Source organism: Acidovorax sp. Root219 (genome assembly GCF_001428665.1).
Classification (GTDB): domain Bacteria; phylum Pseudomonadota; class Gammaproteobacteria; order Burkholderiales; family Burkholderiaceae_C; genus Acidovorax.
Window position 1 is genome coordinate 42,830 of sequence record NZ_LMIJ01000011.1, and the last position, 14,634, is coordinate 57,463.

Annotated in this window: 15 protein-coding genes; 4 read left to right on the forward strand and 11 right to left on the reverse strand. The window is 65.6% G+C overall.

Annotated elements, in window-relative coordinates; all coding sequences use genetic code 11:
* Positions 1-8 precede the first annotated feature (8 nt).
* The 3 genes from mreD to ASE28_RS11030 all read right to left on the reverse strand — a co-directional run bounded on the left by mreD (position 9) and on the right by ASE28_RS11030 (position 2,623).
* Positions 9-527, reverse strand: a complete 519-nt coding sequence (gene mreD, locus ASE28_RS11020) for a rod shape-determining protein MreD (RefSeq protein WP_057202619.1) — start codon at positions 525-527, stop codon at positions 9-11.
* A complete protein-coding gene (mreC, locus tag ASE28_RS11025; RefSeq protein ID WP_057202727.1) occupies positions 524-1,447 on the reverse strand; it encodes a rod shape-determining protein MreC in 924 nt (307 codons plus the stop codon). The genes mreD and mreC overlap by 4 nt, the downstream gene beginning before the upstream one ends.
* A gap of 132 nt (positions 1,448-1,579) precedes the next feature.
* A complete protein-coding gene (locus ASE28_RS11030; protein ID WP_007858125.1) occupies positions 1,580-2,623 on the reverse strand; it encodes a rod shape-determining protein in 1,044 nt (347 codons plus the stop codon).
* A gap of 204 nt (positions 2,624-2,827) precedes the next feature.
* Here ASE28_RS11030 and gatC point away from each other — a divergent pair, with 204 nt between their 5' ends.
* The 3 genes from gatC to gatB are packed head-to-tail and all read left to right on the forward strand — an operon-like array spanning position 2,828 to position 6,102.
* Entirely contained in the window at positions 2,828-3,127 is a 300-nt protein-coding gene (gene gatC / locus ASE28_RS11035) for an Asp-tRNA(Asn)/Glu-tRNA(Gln) amidotransferase subunit GatC (protein ID WP_057202620.1), read from the forward strand.
* Between the two features lie 7 nt (positions 3,128-3,134).
* The gene (gatA, locus tag ASE28_RS11040) at positions 3,135-4,634 is read left to right on the forward strand and encodes an Asp-tRNA(Asn)/Glu-tRNA(Gln) amidotransferase subunit GatA (protein ID WP_057266617.1); all 1,500 of its coding nucleotides are present in this window, start codon (positions 3,135-3,137) and stop codon (positions 4,632-4,634) included.
* Position 4,635: 1 nt separating this feature from the next.
* Positions 4,636-6,102: an Asp-tRNA(Asn)/Glu-tRNA(Gln) amidotransferase subunit GatB gene (gene gatB, locus ASE28_RS11045; protein ID WP_057266618.1), complete on the forward strand. Its 1,467-nt coding sequence runs from the start codon at positions 4,636-4,638 to the stop codon at positions 6,100-6,102.
* Positions 6,103-6,170: 68 nt separating this feature from the next.
* Here the strand turns inward: gatB and ASE28_RS11050 are convergent, their stop codons facing one another.
* Positions 6,171-6,872, reverse strand: coding sequence for a hypothetical protein (locus ASE28_RS11050; protein ID WP_057266619.1), 702 nt, complete (start codon positions 6,870-6,872; stop codon positions 6,171-6,173).
* Positions 6,873-6,876: 4 nt separating this feature from the next.
* On the reverse strand, positions 6,877-7,575 hold the full coding sequence (gene pyrE, locus ASE28_RS11055; RefSeq protein WP_057202624.1) for an orotate phosphoribosyltransferase: 699 nt from the start codon (positions 7,573-7,575) through the stop codon (positions 6,877-6,879).
* A 10-nt stretch (positions 7,576-7,585) separates the two neighbouring features.
* On the opposite strand from pyrE, the gene ASE28_RS11060 reads away from it, so the two are divergent.
* Positions 7,586-8,389, forward strand: a complete 804-nt coding sequence (locus ASE28_RS11060; RefSeq protein ID WP_057267261.1) for an exodeoxyribonuclease III — start codon at positions 7,586-7,588, stop codon at positions 8,387-8,389.
* On the opposite strand, the gene ASE28_RS32470 is transcribed toward ASE28_RS11060, so the two are convergent.
* The 6 genes from ASE28_RS32470 to ASE28_RS11090 form a co-directional block, all read right to left on the reverse strand.
* On the reverse strand, positions 8,371-9,372 hold the full coding sequence (locus ASE28_RS32470) for a hypothetical protein (RefSeq protein WP_162262243.1): 1,002 nt from the start codon (positions 9,370-9,372) through the stop codon (positions 8,371-8,373). The genes ASE28_RS11060 and ASE28_RS32470 overlap by 19 nt on opposite strands.
* The gene (locus ASE28_RS11070) at positions 9,356-9,943 is read right to left on the reverse strand and encodes a hypothetical protein (RefSeq protein WP_157421936.1); all 588 of its coding nucleotides are present in this window, start codon (positions 9,941-9,943) and stop codon (positions 9,356-9,358) included. The genes ASE28_RS32470 and ASE28_RS11070 overlap by 17 nt, the downstream gene beginning before the upstream one ends.
* A 223-nt stretch (positions 9,944-10,166) precedes the next feature.
* Positions 10,167-10,439: a DUF3325 domain-containing protein gene (locus ASE28_RS11075; RefSeq protein ID WP_057266622.1), complete on the reverse strand. Its 273-nt coding sequence runs from the start codon at positions 10,437-10,439 to the stop codon at positions 10,167-10,169.
* Positions 10,439-12,094 carry a PepSY domain-containing protein gene (locus ASE28_RS11080; RefSeq protein WP_057266623.1) on the reverse strand — a complete coding sequence of 552 codons (1,656 nt, stop codon included), beginning with the start codon at positions 12,092-12,094 and terminating at the stop codon, positions 10,439-10,441. Before ASE28_RS11080 ends, ASE28_RS11075 begins: the two co-directional genes overlap by 1 nt.
* Positions 12,091-12,393 carry a DUF3649 domain-containing protein gene (locus ASE28_RS11085; protein WP_057202629.1) on the reverse strand — a complete coding sequence of 101 codons (303 nt, stop codon included), beginning with the start codon at positions 12,391-12,393 and terminating at the stop codon, positions 12,091-12,093. Before ASE28_RS11085 ends, ASE28_RS11080 begins: the two co-directional genes overlap by 4 nt.
* A gap of 26 nt (positions 12,394-12,419) precedes the next feature.
* The gene (locus ASE28_RS11090) at positions 12,420-14,591 is read right to left on the reverse strand and encodes a TonB-dependent siderophore receptor (RefSeq protein ID WP_057266624.1); all 2,172 of its coding nucleotides are present in this window, start codon (positions 14,589-14,591) and stop codon (positions 12,420-12,422) included.
* Between the last annotated feature and the right edge of the window lie 43 nt (positions 14,592-14,634).

The following is a 14,634-nucleotide window of genomic DNA, read 5'->3' on the forward strand; positions in this document are numbered from 1 at the left end:
CACCAGGCTCATAGCGGTCGATTCTGATCGCGATCAGGCGGGCGGCGCTGGGGCGCCAGCAATACCCAACTGGCCAGTGGCCACAAAAGCGCTTCGAGCACTGGGGCCACGAAGACCCACAGCCCCGGGAAAATGCCGCCCGACACCACGCGCACCAGCAACTCGATGGAATGCGCAATGAGGAACAGCGGCAACACCTGCAGCGCCTGCGAAGGCACGCTGAACCACAGCAGACGGCGGTGGATGGCGATGGCGCCAAAAGCCAGTACCGAATACGACAGCGCATGCTGGCCCAGCAGCGAGGACTGCTGCACATCCATGCACAGGCCCAGCAGGAAGGCCGTGCCCATGCCGATGCGCAGCGGCTGGTGCACACTCCAGAACACCAGCAGCAGCATCAGCAGGTCAGGCGTCCAGACCACACGCCCCAGAGGGATCATGTTGATGGCCAGGCCCGCCATCAGGCTCACGGCGATGAAGACGGGGTTGACAGGCAGCAGCAGCGGCTGGCCGCGCGGCATGATCATTTGTGGCGTCCCTTCTTGCCAGCGGTGGGCGGGGCGGCCGGCTCGGGCCGCTCGGGAATGTGTCCCGACAGGGGCTTGAGCACCATCACATGGCGTGCGCCTTGCACCTGGGCCAGCGGCTCGCAGTAGATGCGCGCAAAGGCCGAGTCGGCCCGGCGCTCCACGCGCACGATCTTGGCCACCGGCAGGCCGGGGGGGTACAGGCCGTCCACGCCACTGGTGGTCAACAGGTCGCCTTCGCGCACGTCGGCATTGGCGGGCATGAAACGCAGCTCCATGCCGCCGTTGTTGCCCGCCACGGGATCCCCGTAGGCTACGCCGCGCGCACCGGTACGGATATTGAGCACGGGAATGGCCTGGTCCCGGTCGACCAGCAGCGTCACTTCGCTGAGCATGGGGAACACCCGTGTGACCTGGCCCAGGATGCCCGCTTCGTCGAGCACGGGCGCACCGAGTTCCACCCCCGCCATCAGCCCCTTGTCCACCACCACGCGGCGGGTATAGGGGTCGGCGGTGTCATAGATCACTTCGGCCGCCTCGGCCGACGTGGTCAGCCGCTCGCGCAGCGTGAGTAGCTTGCGCAGCCGCTCGTTCTCCAGTATCAGTTGGTCGGCCTGGCTCGCACGCTGCGACATCTGGGCCATCTTGCTGCGCGCGGCATCGGCGTCCTGCTGCGCGGTCTGCAGGTTCTGGAAGTAGCCGGCGCCGCGCCCTGCAAACTCCACCGGCTGCAGCATCAGCCACTGCACGGGGTAGAGCACGGTAGACACGGCCTGGCGGAACGGGCCGGTCAGCTTGAAGCGCACGTCCGCCACCATGAGGAAAAGGGCCAGCGCGCCGTAAAGCGCCAGCCGTGACAGGGCCGAGGGGCCTTGCTTGAAGAAGGGAGGCGCACTGCGCTCCAGGGTTCCCAGGGGCATGGCGCTCAGCGGTGGGCCTGCACGGCGCGCCAACGCGGCCAGGGGCACGGCTCAAAAAGCATCGGTGCGGTTGCGGTCATGCCATTTCAGCGCGATGGGTGCCTGCATGGCTGGCACGCAGGCACGGGGGACTTACTCGCTTGTAAAAATGCTGCCCTGGCGGTCCATGCGCTCCAGCGCAATGCCGCAGCCACGCACCACGCAGGTCAGCGGGTCTTCGGCCACCAGCACCGGCAGGCCGGTCTCCTCGGCCAGCAGGCGATCCAGGTCGCGCAGTAGCGCGCCGCCGCCGGTCAGCATCATGCCGCGGTCGGCAATGTCGGCGCCTAGCTCGGGCGGGGTCTGTTCCAGGGCGTTCTTGACGGCCGAGACGATCTGGTTGAGCGGATCGGTCAGCGCTTCCAGCACTTCGTTGCTGGAGATGGTGAAGCTGCGCGGCACGCCTTCGCTGAGGTTGCGGCCCTTGACTTCCATCTCGCGCACTTCGGAGCCGGGGAAGGCCGAGCCGATGTTCTTCTTGATGGATTCAGCCGTGGGCTCGCCGATCAGCATGCCGTAGTTGCGGCGGATATAGCTGATGATGGCTTCGTCGAACTTGTCGCCGCCCACGCGCACACTGCCCTTGTAGACCATGCCGCCCAGCGAGATCACGCCCACTTCGGTGGTGCCGCCGCCGATGTCCACGACCATGGAGCCGCTGGCTTCCGAGACCGGAAGGCCCGCGCCGATGCCGGCGGCCATGGGTTCTTCGATCAGGTAGACGGCGGTGGCGCCGGCCGCCTCGGCTGCGTCCTTGATGGCGCGGCGCTCGACCTGGGTGGAACCGCAGGGCACGCAGATGATGATGCGAGGGCTGGGGGTGAACAGCGTGCGCGGGTGCACCATCTTGATGAACTGCTTGATCATCTGCTCGGTGATCACGAAGTCAGCGATCACACCGTCCTTCATGGGCCGGATGGCTTCGATGTTGCCGGGCACCTTGCCAAGCATGGCCTTGGCTTCATGGCCTACGGCCTGAATGACTTTCTTTCCATGGGGTCCGCCTTCGTGGCGGATGGCGACAACAGAGGGCTCATCGAGCACAATGCCTTTGTCGCGGGCGAATATCAGGGTGTTGGCTGTGCCAAGATCAATGGCCAGGTCGGTGGAGAAGTACCGACGGAAAGCTCCGAACATTCAAGAATCCTCTCAGGCATGGCGTGCGCATCGGCCTGCCATCGCCGGGTTTACGGGGTCAAATTTCGCTTTTTTCGCACAATGACCGGCATGAGGGAGGGTATTGCGGCAAAGCCGGGATAATACCCTATCCCCTGTGAATAACTCTCCTGGTCCCACCCCCCATTTCAGCTTTACATCTGGTTTCTCCCGAATTTTTCCCCTATGGCACTGACATCCCTGGACATCGATCGCATCGCCAATCTGGCACGACTGGAATTGAGCGCGAGCGAAAGTGAGCGCATGCTCACACAACTCAACGGCTTTTTCGACATCGTGGAGAAGATGCGCGCTGTGGATACCGGGGACTTGACACCCCTGGCACACCCCGTGGCAGCCATCCAGGAGATCGCACTGCGCCTGCGCGACGACGTCGCCAGCGAACCCAACCAGCGCGAGGCCAACCAGCGCAGCGCCCCGGCAGTGGAACGCGGCCTGTTCCTTGTGCCCAAAGTGATCGGTTGAGGCCAGCATGAACAAGCAAATTGCAGACCTGCACGATCTGACCGTCACCGCCCTGGCCGCGCAACTGCGCGAGCGCCAGGTCTCCGCCGTGGAAGCGGCCCAGCATTTCCTGGCCCGCGCCAAGAGCCACCAGTCGCTGGGCGCCTACGTGGCGGTCAATGAAGACGTCACGCTGGCCCAGGCGCGTGCGGCCGATGCCCGCATTGCCGCCGGTACGGCAGGCGCGCTGGAAGGCGTGCCCCTGGCCCACAAGGACATTTTCGTCACGCGCGACTTCCCCAGCACCGCCGGCTCGAAGATGCTGGCGGGCTACCAGTCCCCGTTTGACGCCACCGTGGTGCGCAAGCTGGCCGAGGCCGGCGCCGTGACCCTGGGCAAGCTCAACTGCGACGAGTTCGCCATGGGCTCGGCCAACGAAAATTCGGCCGTGGCCCCCGTGGGCTTCGACGCGCCCGCCCCGGTGCGCAACCCCTGGGATACTTCGCGCATCCCCGGTGGCTCCTCGGGCGGCAGCGCGGTGGCCGTGGCTGCGCGCCTGGCCCCGGCCGTGACCGGCACCGACACCGGCGGCTCCATCCGCCAGCCGGCCTCGTTCTGCGGCATCACCGGCATCAAGCCCACCTACGGCCGCGCCTCACGCTACGGCATGATCGCCTTTGCCTCCAGCCTGGACCAGGCCGGCCCCATGGCGCGCACGGCCGAGGACTGCGCGCTGCTGCTGTCCACCATGTGCGGCCCCGACCTAGACCGCGACTCCACCTCCATCGACATGCCCGCCGAGGACTTCGGCCGCTCGCTGAACGACTCCATCGACGGCCTGCGCATCGGCATCCCGGCCGAGTTCTTCGGGGACGGCCTGGCGCCCGACGTGCGCGCTGCGGTGGACGCTGCGCTCAAGGAATACGAGAAGCTTGGCGCCAGGCTGGTGCCCATCAGCTTGCCGCGCACCGAACTCTCGATCCCGGTGTACTACATCATCGCGCCGGCCGAGGCCTCGTCCAACCTGAGCCGCTTCGACGGCGTGAAGTTCGGCCACCGCGCCAAGGACTACGGTGACCTGGAGGACATGTACAAGAAGACCCGCGCCGAAGGCTTTGGCGACGAGGCCAAGCGCCGCATCATGATCGGTGCCTACGTGCTCTCGCACGGCTACTACGACGCCTATTACCTCAAGGCCCAGAAGATCCGCCGCATGATTGCCGACGACTTCCAGCAGGCCTTCGCGCAGTGCGACGTGATCGCCGGCCCGGTGGCTCCCACCGTGGCCTGGAAGCTCGGCGAGCATGGCGCCGACCCGCTGGCCGACTACCTGGCCGACATCTTCACCCTGCCCGGCTCGCTGGCCGGCCTGCCCGGCATGAGCGTGCCGGCGGGCTTTGGCGAAGGCGGCATGCCCGTGGGCCTGCAGCTGATCGGCAATTACTTCCAGGAAGCGCGCCTGCTCAACGCAGCACACCGGCTGCAGCAGGCCACCGACTTTCACCTGCGCCAACCCGAAGGTCTGTGACATGACGACGACGACAGCAACCAGCAGCAAATTGATCCACGGCTACGAGGTCGTGATCGGCTTCGAAACCCACGCCCAGCTCGCCACCCAGAGCAAGATCTTCAGCCGCGCCTCCACGGCCTTCGGTGCCGAACCCAACACCCAGGCCTGCGCCGTGGACCTGGCCCTGCCCGGCACGCTGCCGGTGATGAACCGCACCGCCGTGGAATGCGCCATCAAGCTCGGCCTGGCGCTGGGCTCGCACATCGCGCCCGAGAGCATCTTCGCGCGCAAGAACTACTTCTACCCCGACCTGCCCAAGGGCTACCAGATCAGCCAGTTCGAGATCCCCGTGGTGCAGGGCGGCGAGGTGCAGTTCTTTCTCGGCGACGAGAAGAAGACCGTGCGCCTGGTGCGCGCCCACCTCGAAGAAGATGCAGGCAAGTCGCTGCATGAGGACTTCATCGGCCAGAGCGGCATCGACCTGAACCGCGCCGGCACGCCGCTGCTGGAGATCGTGACCGAGCCCGACATGCGCTCCAGCGACGAGGCCGTGGCCTATGCGCGCGAGCTGCACAAGATCGTGACCTGGATCGGCATCTGCGACGGCAACATGCAGGAGGGCTCGTTCCGCTGCGATGCCAACGTCTCGGTGCGCAAGCCCGGCGCCCCCCTGGGCACGCGCCGCGAGATCAAGAACCTGAACAGCTTCAAGTTCATGCAGCAAGCCATCGACTACGAGATCCGCTGGCAGATCGAGGAGATCGAGGATGGCCGCGCCATCCAGCAGGCCACGGTGCTGTTCGACCCCGACACGGGCGAAACCGAGGCCATGCGAACCAAGGAAGACGCGGCCGACTACCGCTACTTCCCCGACCCGGACCTGCCGCCGCTGCAGATCTCGCGCCAGTGGGTGGACGAGCAGCGCGCACTGATGACGGAGCTGCCGCGCGCCATGGCCGCGCGCTTCGTGGCCGACTATGGCCTGCCCGAGTACGACGCGACCACGCTGACCCAGAGCAAGGCCATGTCCGCCTATTTCGAGACCGCAGCCCAGGCCAGCAAGCAGCCCAAGCTGGCCAGCAACTGGATCATGGGCGAGGTCTCGCGCCGCCTGAACGCCAACGACATGGCGCTGGATGCCTCGCCCGTGTCGGCCGCCCAACTGGGCACGCTGATCGGCCGCATTGCCGACGGCACGGTGTCGAACAACGCCGCCAAGCAGGTGTTCGAGGCGCTGTGGACCGGGGAATCACCCGACGTGGACGCCATCATCGAGGCCAAGGGCCTCAAGCAGATGAACGACACGGGTGCCCTGGAAGGCATCATTGACGACGTGATTGCGGCCAATGCCGACAATGTGGCCCAGTTCCGCGCCGGCAAGGACAAAGCCTTCAACGCACTCGTGGGCCAGATCATGAAGGCCAGCAAGGGCAAGGCCAACCCGCAACAGGTCAACGACCTGCTGCGCGCCAAGCTCGCTGTCTGATCACGCCCGGTGGATGCCGCCCCCTGCGTGGAGGGCATCCATCGCCGAGAACCCTGAATGGGCCCTGATCAACGGGCACCGCCGGCGGACGCCGGGGGGGCGCTGCTCGCAGCACCAGGCACGCCAACGCCCCGCTGCTCATCCCACAGCTTGCGCAGTTGTGCGAGCTCCACGTCGAAGCGCTGGTGCACACGGCGCTTTTCGTCGTCCTGGCCGCCAATGAAGCGCTGCTGTTCGGCAATGCTGTCGTCGTTCTCGGCGATCTTGCGGCGCAGCGTCATCGGGGCCTTGTTGGGGTCCTTCTTGTAGAACTCCATCTCGGTGTCCATGGCCTGGCGTTGCTGGCGCAGCTCGACGATGCGCTTCTGGGCCGTGGCCGCCACGTCTTCCACCATCTGGATGGCGGCCTTGCGCTCCACGTCGTGCGCGGCCTTGTCGGGGTAGCGCGACGTCAGGGCACGCTCGCGGCGGCGTTCTTCCAGGGCGCGGCTGCGTTCCTCGGCTTCCTTGCGCTGGCGCACTTCGAGGGCGGCGCGCTCCTGCTCGGTCAGCGTGGGGCCAATCTGGCGCCGTACGATGCCAGAAGGGCCCAGCTCGCGCTGCTCACGGTCCACGCATTCGGCAATGGGTCGGTCGGCCGTGAGCCGGCGGCCATTGCGGTCCACGCAGGTGTAGATGCTGCCCACCGGTCCCGTCTGCTGCGCCCACGCGGACGCCGTGACCAGGCCTGCCAATGCCAATTCGCCAATGAGCCACGCCGTCTTGTGCAACTAGTTACCCTTCGTTCACCCCGTACCGCTCGCGGTAGGCCGAAACCCGTTCGTGATGGGCGCGCATCTCCGCCCCCCCTGTTTGCGATAGGTACAGCAATAAGTCTGCCAGCCTGGCGATAGTACAAACCTTCATGCCAAGCTGCTGGCGCACATACTGCACTGCACTGTGCTCCACGTCCAGCCCATTCTCGGTGGCTTTCTCCTGGCGGTCCAGCGCAATGGCCACCGCATGGGGGGTGGCGCCTGCGGCCTGGATGAGGGCAATCGACTCGCGCGCCGCAGTGCCGGCCGACATCACGTCGTCCACGATCAGCACCCGGCCCTGGAGCGGAGCCCCTACCAGGGTGCCGCCCTCGCCATGGTCCTTGGCTTCCTTGCGGTTGTAGGCAAAGGGCACATTGCGCCCCTGGCGTGCCAGCTCCACCGCCACGGTCGCGGCCAGCGGGATGCCCTTGTAGGCCGGCCCGAACACCATGTCGAACTCGATGCCGCTGGCGATCAGGGCTTTTGCATAGAATTCGGCCAGGCGCCCCATCTTGCTGCCGTCGTCGAACAGACCGGCATTGAAGAAGTAGGGGCTCAGGCGCCCGGCCTTGGTCTTGAACTCCCCGAAGCGCAGCACGCCCGATTCGACGGCAAACCGTACAAAGTCCTGCGCCAGCTGGCCCTCATCCGAGCCCTGCGCAACAACATCTACCATGGGAAATTCCTTGTTCAATTTGACCAGCCTCAACCTCAATGGCATCCGTTCGGCCACCACCAAGGGCGTGGAAAGCTGGATGGCTGCCACACGGCCGGATTGTATTTGCGTCCAGGAAGTCAAGGCGCAGGCCGCCGACGTGGCCACACGCTTCGAGCGCCTGGCCGAGATGGACGGGCACTTCCACTACGCGCAGAAAAAGGGCTATTCGGGCGTGGGCATCTACACCCGCCACCTGCCCAGCGACGTGATCGTGGGCTACGGCTCGACCGAGTTCGACGCCGAGGGCCGCTACCTCGAGCTGCGCTTTGACACCCCCGCGCGCAAGCTGTCCATCATCAGCGCCTACTTTCCGAGCGGCTCCTCGGGCGAGGAGCGCCAGCTCGCCAAGTACCGCTTCCTCGCGGAATTCCATCCCCACCTCATGCAGCTCAAGCGGGAGCGAGAGTTCATCCTGTGCGGCGACATCAACATCGCCCACCAGCAGATCGACCTGAAAAACTGGCGCAGCAACCAGAAGAACAGCGGCTTCCTGCCCGATGAACGCGCCTGGATGACAAAGTTGTTGCACACAACTGATGAAGGCGGCGGCCTGATCGACGTTTACCGTCAGTTACAACCGACCACCACCGACACCGCCTACACATGGTGGAGCAACCGCGGGCAGGCCTACGCCAACAACGTGGGCTGGCGGCTGGACTACCACCTGGCCACCCCTGCGCTGGCGGCCCTCGCGCGCACCGAGACCATCTACAAGGACGTGAAGTTTTCGGACCACGCGCCGATCACCATCGGCTACGACTTCACGTTGTAGTCGTTCGACAACGTGGCAATAGATTGTTGCGCCGCTCTCACCGGCCAGTCCGGAGGTGCTCCAATGCGTTCGACCGACTGCAATACAAACGTCTTTCGAGGAGCGCGATTGCGCAGCCTAACTTCGCGGACCTTGACCCGCGCACTAACGTGCTGGTGCAGCGGGTTAACGCCTTCTTCCAGTAGCTTCTGCATCGCTTCCCGTAACATCGAACCGACAATCACGTTTCGGTCCGCATGGAGGAGCACTTCGAAGCGAAGCGAGTATTCGGCCCATCCGATGATTTCGCCTTCATGGGTCTCGAGACGATCTTCGATCACAAGCGCTTCGACACGTTGGCGAGCGCGCTGCACTGCTTGCGTCGTCAACTCGAAATCCCGCTCACCCTCCACGACTCGCAAGCTTGCTCCCTCGTCGTCGAGCAGTTTGAAAAACTCCTTCAATGCGCCGAGTTGCCGATTGTCAACTCGAGCGGACGCTTCATCGAATAGCGCATCGTCTACACTGGCCATTCGTGAGAGCGTGTCAGCGACCTCGCCCACTACCTGTCTGAGCGTCGCATCGCTTTCTGCAGGCTGACTTCCTTGCAGGACAAATCCAAAAGACCCTCGCACTACATCAGTCACAAGAAGTTGAGTTTCCTCGCTCATTGGCACTCGCCCGCGTGACGCCAAGGGCCCCGTCTCCGCCGCCGCGTAGCGCTGGCTGACTAACTTCTGAAACTGGCCCACAGCCTGTGTTCCGAACGCAGCCTTGATGCCATGCGATCCAATCACCGGCCTACCACCAAAGAACAAGGCGACCCCGGTCGGAGCGCTCTGGGCTTTTACAGCAAGCTCAGTCAGTTCGCGCTCAAGCCGTGCCACTCGCTGGCTATATTGGCTTTCTGCAAAAGGGTCGTTGTGCGCGCATCCCTCGGCGAGTAGTTGCCGAGCTTGCGCGAGATCGGCCTGAAGGAATTGCCTCTCAAGTTGAGCCAGCATTGCTCTCTCCTTCAAAATTCAGTTCCGTCAGCATTTGGAGCCCTTCGAGGTCGTTCGAATCCAAGGGCAACTGCAACATGCCCTTCCACAACGCATCGCCTCGGCGATGGGAGTAGAGGCCGTACCAGTAACGAGTCTGAGTGACCAGCCACTCTGGTGAAGTTGCCAGGTTGACGATCGCAGTGTCGCAGCGGAAAGCCGCTTTGCACAGAGCGTGGTCGAAAAGATCTGCATGCGATTGCATCATGTCCCTGATCTGCTCGGTGCTCATGCCGGCGGGAGGATGCGCAAACGTCACGATGTCTATGTCCCTGGGCGCGCGCCCCTCACGAGACTCGACATCTTCAACGAAACTGCCGTCGAGCCACTGAAATCCTCGGACAAACCCTAGACGGCGCAATTCGCCACGGTAGCGCATGAACCCATCAATGATCGCGTGGCGCGCCGCGTTGATGGCGAAGCGCTGCACGAACTCTCCAGTCGCAACTACATAGGGCGAACTGTGTGCACTGGTCAGACGCTCGCCCTCGAAAGGGGGCAAAACGTGAGAGTGATTGAAAGCTGGGATCATGGTGCAGCAGGGTAACAGTGCTCACGAAATTGGCAGGGCGCGAAATCGCCCGAAACAACCATTCTCTCGCACCCTGCGCCCTCGCGATCAACGCCACTTGGCAACGCCGGCGACAACTACCCTTGCGCGTACCGTGACCATCTAAGGAGGTGGAGTTCTCGGACCACGCGCCGATCACCCTCGGCTACGACGTCAAGATGTGAGAGCGGCAGCACCGGCTCAGTCAGCGCCGACTGCGCACGATGAGCCCGCACAGCACGATGCCGGCCGCCAGGCTGGTGTGGCCGCTGTAGCTCACCAACCCCATGCCCCAGCCCTGGGCCTGCACGATGATGGCCAGCGCCACGGCCAGGGCGCCCCAGCCCGCGATGCGCAACAGCCAGGTGGCGCGCGGTGCCAGCGCCTGGCCGAACAGCTCGTCCTGCGGGCGTTCCGTCCCTAGTGCCAGGGCTGCGAAGGCGGCCAGGCAGGTCACGAAGGTGAGCAGGTGGTGCATCACGCACCCCCCTGGGGCATGGCAGAGCCGGTGGGTGCGGATGGCGCTGGCGCCCGTGCCGCCCGGGGCTTGGACCCCTGGTGGCGCGCCGTGCGCACCGCCAGCCAGGCATGCAGGCCGGCCAGCGCCCAGAGCATGAACTCGAAGCCGGCAAACACCCAATCCCCCTCGGCCAGGCTGCGCCACAGCGGCCGCTCGGTGGTCAACGCGCTGACCAGGGGCAGCAGGGCCAGCGCGGCCGCACCAATCCAGAACTGCTCGATCCAGGCCCGGCGCGAGGGGCGCAGCATGGCATGCGCCAGCGTCAGGGCCCAGACGATGAAAAACACATGCACCTCCCATGCCGTGCGCTCGGCCATGCCTTGCGGCAGCAGGCGGTTGCCCCAGAGGAAGCCGGCCATGGCGATGGACAGGCCCGCGATGCTGGCAATATTGAGCTTTTCCACCAAGCGAAAGCCGAAGTGCGGCCGCGCCGGATCGCCCAGCTTGCGGCGGCGCTTGACGGTCCACATCACCAGGCCCGTGCCCACCATGGCCGTGCCCGCCAGACTCACGATGAAGTACAGCCAGCGCATGTGCAGGTCACTGAAGCGCCCCAGGTGCAGCGAATAAAGCACGCCACGCGTTTCGGCTGCGGGGCCTACGCTTTCCTTCACCTCCAGCAGCTTGCCGCTCACACCATCGAACAGCATGTACTGCGGGCTCATGGAGACCCGGCCCTCCTCGCCGCGCGTCACGCTCACACGCGCCGCGGAGTCGCCGGCATTCGTGGCGGTGAGGCGGCCCACGTTGCCCTCGCCCCAGCGCGCCTGGGCCTGGCGCACCATGTCGTCCACCGGCGCCAGCGGCGCCGGCTGGCCCGTGGCCTTGCCGGGCTGGATGAAGGCGCTGAGCTGGGAGGTCATCTCCTGCTTCTGCGCCGGTGTCGTGTACGCCGCCTGCTCGCCGAACGGCATGTACAGCGCCATCAGCGTGATCAGGCCGGTGTAGGTGATCATGAAGTGGAACGGCAGCCCGAACACCGACAGCGCGTTGTGCGCATCCAGCCACGAGCGCTGGCCCTTGCCCCAGCGGAAGGTGAAGAAGTCGGTGAAGATCTTCTTGTGCGTGATGACCCCGCTGACGATGGCCACCAGCATGAACATGGCGCAAACGCCCGCCAGCCAGCGCCCCCACCGCACGGGCATGTAGTGGAACTGAAAGTGGAAGCGGTAGAAAAATTCGCCGCCCACCGTCTCGCGCGAGGCCACCTTCTCGCCGGTCAGCGGATCGAAGTTGGCACTGCCGAAGTTGCGCCCGTTGGCAGCTGCACCCTGCCCGGGTGCCAGGCGCCAGAAGCTGTCCACCGTGGTGTAGCGCTCGTCGGGCAGGCGCATGCTCCACTGCGGCGCATTCGGCACCAGCTGCACGAGCTGGTTGGCGATGCGCTGGGCCGATTCGGCCGCATCGGGCACCACCGCGCGGTGCGGCAGCTCGGGCCGCATCCACTGCGAGATCTCGTCCTTGAAGTAGCTCACCGTGCCCGTGAGGAACATCGCATACAGGAACCAGCCGCACAGCAGGCCGGCCCAGGTGTGCAGGTCCGACATGGTCTGGCGGATGCCCGGCGCCTTGGGCTCGTCATCCGGCACGTCGTCGTTCTTGGTCGTCGTCATTGGGAAGCTCCTGCAGAGGACCACACGGTCCATGCGGCCAGCAGCAGCGGCACGGCCGCCACCACCAGCCCGGCCCAGGCGCGCCAGGCGCTGCGCACCGCAAACACCCAGATCACCGCGCCCGTGTAGATGGCAAAGCTGGCCAGCATGCCCGTGATCACGGCCTGCGCCCGGGCCATGGGCAGGGCCAGCACCGCCACGCTGAACAGCGCCGCCAGCACATAGCCGCCGCCGATGGCCGCAACGATGCGCGACACCAGCGGCCCGGCGCGCCAGATACCGCGCAGCACGGGCATCATGGCAAGACTCCGGTCATGCCCATACCTCAGAAGTCCACTGCGGCCGACAGCATCAGCGTGCGGGGCGCGCCCACGGTCACGTAGTTGCTGATGACCCAGTAGTTCTTGTCGCTCACGTTCTCCAGGTTGGCGCGCAGCACCACGGGCTTGCCGGCCACCTTGGTGGCGTAGCGGGCACCGATGTCCAGGCGCGTCCAGGCAGGCACGCGCAGGCGGTTGGTGGCGTCGGCGTACATGCCGGAGGTATTGATCACGCGGCCGTTCACGCTCAGGCCCTGCAGCGGCGTATCCCAGTCCAGGCCCAGGTTGAAGGTGCGGTCCGGCACGCCGGCCGCGTCGTTGCCCTGGTTCACGCCACCGGCGGTGCGCGTGAGCTTGGCGGTGTTGAACGAGGCGCTGGCCATGGCACGCAGGCCACGCTGGACTTCGCCATAGGCCGTCAGCTCCAGGCCGCGGTTGCGCTGCTCACCACCAAAGCTGTAGCGGTTGGTGGCCGGGTCGGTCAGGGCGCTGGGGCGCTTGATCTGGTAGATGGCGGCCTGGGTGGTCAGTTGGCCCCAGTCCACCTTGATGCCCACTTCGTTCTGCTTGGACTTCTGCGGCGCAAACGTCTCGCCCGCATTGGCCGTGCCGGGGCCGGCCGTGCCGCCACGGGTCAGGCCGGCGGTGTAGTTGGTGTAGACCGAGATGTTCTTCGTCGGCTTGATCACCAGGCCCGCCAGCGGCGTCACGGCGCTGGCCTTGTAGTAGCTGGTGCCTGCGCCGGTGTTGACGTTGAAGCTGCCCTGTTCGATGGTCTGGTCACGCACGCCCAGCGTCAGCAGGTAGCGGCCGTTGTCGAACGACATGGTGTCGGCCAGCGCCAGGCTGTGCTGCTTGAGCTCGCTGCTCTTGCTGGGGTTGCCGCGCGGAAAGTTGATGGTCGGCAGCGGCGCGGGGTTGTAGATGTTGGACGGGGCGTAGGTGCTGGTCAGCTGGTAGAAGTAGCCGATCTCCTGGTCCAGGTAGTTTGTGGCCAGGGCCACGGTGTGGCCGATGCCGCCGGTCTGGAACTTGGTGCGCAGGCCCGCGTCCATCGACGAGGTCTTGTTGTAGGCATCGTAGTAGCCGTTGGCCACCGTGAAGTTGCCCAGAGCGTCGACGCGCAGCCCGGCGGTCGGGAAGTGCTGCTCGTTGGTGTTGTGGGTGTAGCCCACGCCGCCGTACACGGTGGTGCTGTCGCTCACGTCGTACTCCAGGCGCGACATCACGGTGCGCATGTCGTCCGTCAGGTTGGCTCCGGGGTAGATGCTGGTGCGGTTGTCCGGCGCGGCGGGCATCTGCGTAACACCGGCGCGAAAAGCCGTCTGGGGGCGGAACTGCCGGGTTTCGCCTTCGGTGGCAAAGGCGTCCAGCGACCAGCGCAGGCGGCCGCCGGCGTAGTCGAGGCCCAGCGCAGCCACGTCGGCGCGCTGGCGGCCGCCGTCGACGTTGCCTTCACCGTTGCGCACCAGCGCATTGGCGCGCACGCCCCACTGGTTGTCTTCACCGAAGCGGCGGCCTACGTCCAGGTGGGCACCGAACTGGGCCTTGCCCATGTAGCTGGTGGTCAGGCGCGTCAGCGGCGTGTCGGCCGCGCGCTTGGTCACCAGGTTGATGCTGCCGCCCACGCTGCCGCCAGGGCCCACGCCGTTGGTCAGGGCGCCAGGGCCCTTGAGCACTTCCACGCGCTCGATCATTTCCAGCGGGATGCGGGTGGAGGGGCTCAGGCCGAACAGGCCATTGAGGCTCACGTCGGTGTTGGACACCGTGAGGCCACGCACCTGGAAGTCATCGCCGTAGCCGCCGCGCGCCTGCAGGCTGCGCACGGAGGCGTCGTTCATCACCACGTCGGCCACCGTCAGGGCCTGCTGGTTCTGGATCAGCTCGTTGGTGTAGTTGGTGGTGCTGAACGGCACGTTCATCTGGTCGGTGCGGCCCAGGATGCCCAGGTCACCGCCGCGCGCGAACTGGCCGCCGTGGTAGGTCTTCTGCAGGCCGCCAATGGCTTCGGCCTGCTCGCGCACCTTCACTTCGTCGAGCGTGGTGCCGGAGGTGCTGGTCTGCGCAGCCACACCCACGGCGGCAATGGCCAGCCCGGCGCCCAGGCATTGGCGGATCAGCAGGGCCAGAGGACGGGGAGCGAAGCGATGGAACGCGCGGACGGTCGAAGAATGCATGGTGGGTGGGGCCAGGAAACAAGAAAAAGACGAGCGAACCAAA

What these genes read in the sequence shown, in the direction of transcription:
- mreD (WP_057202619.1), bottom strand. Translation starts at nt 527, where the DNA reads ATGATCATGCCGCGCGGCCAGCCGCTGCTGCTGCCTGTCAACCCCGTC.
- mreC (WP_057202727.1), bottom strand. Translation starts at nt 1,447, where the DNA reads ATGCCCCTGGGAACCCTGGAGCGCAGTGCGCCTCCCTTCTTCAAGCAA.
- ASE28_RS11030 (WP_007858125.1), bottom strand. Translation starts at nt 2,623, where the DNA reads ATGTTCGGAGCTTTCCGTCGGTACTTCTCCACCGACCTGGCCATTGAT.
- gatC (WP_057202620.1), top strand. Translation starts at nt 2,828, where the DNA reads ATGGCACTGACATCCCTGGACATCGATCGCATCGCCAATCTGGCACGA.
- gatA (WP_057266617.1), top strand. Translation starts at nt 3,135, where the DNA reads ATGAACAAGCAAATTGCAGACCTGCACGATCTGACCGTCACCGCCCTG.
- gatB (WP_057266618.1), top strand. Translation starts at nt 4,636, where the DNA reads ATGACGACGACGACAGCAACCAGCAGCAAATTGATCCACGGCTACGAG.
- pyrE (WP_057202624.1), bottom strand. Translation starts at nt 7,575, where the DNA reads ATGGTAGATGTTGTTGCGCAGGGCTCGGATGAGGGCCAGCTGGCGCAG.
- ASE28_RS32470 (WP_162262243.1), bottom strand. Translation starts at nt 9,372, where the DNA reads ATGCTGGCTCAACTTGAGAGGCAATTCCTTCAGGCCGATCTCGCGCAA.
- ASE28_RS11070 (WP_157421936.1), bottom strand. Translation starts at nt 9,943, where the DNA reads ATGATCCCAGCTTTCAATCACTCTCACGTTTTGCCCCCTTTCGAGGGC.
- ASE28_RS11075 (WP_057266622.1), bottom strand. Translation starts at nt 10,439, where the DNA reads ATGCACCACCTGCTCACCTTCGTGACCTGCCTGGCCGCCTTCGCAGCC.
- ASE28_RS11080 (WP_057266623.1), bottom strand. Translation starts at nt 12,094, where the DNA reads ATGACGACGACCAAGAACGACGACGTGCCGGATGACGAGCCCAAGGCG.
- ASE28_RS11085 (WP_057202629.1), bottom strand. Translation starts at nt 12,393, where the DNA reads ATGATGCCCGTGCTGCGCGGTATCTGGCGCGCCGGGCCGCTGGTGTCG.
- ASE28_RS11090 (WP_057266624.1), bottom strand. Translation starts at nt 14,591, where the DNA reads ATGCATTCTTCGACCGTCCGCGCGTTCCATCGCTTCGCTCCCCGTCCT.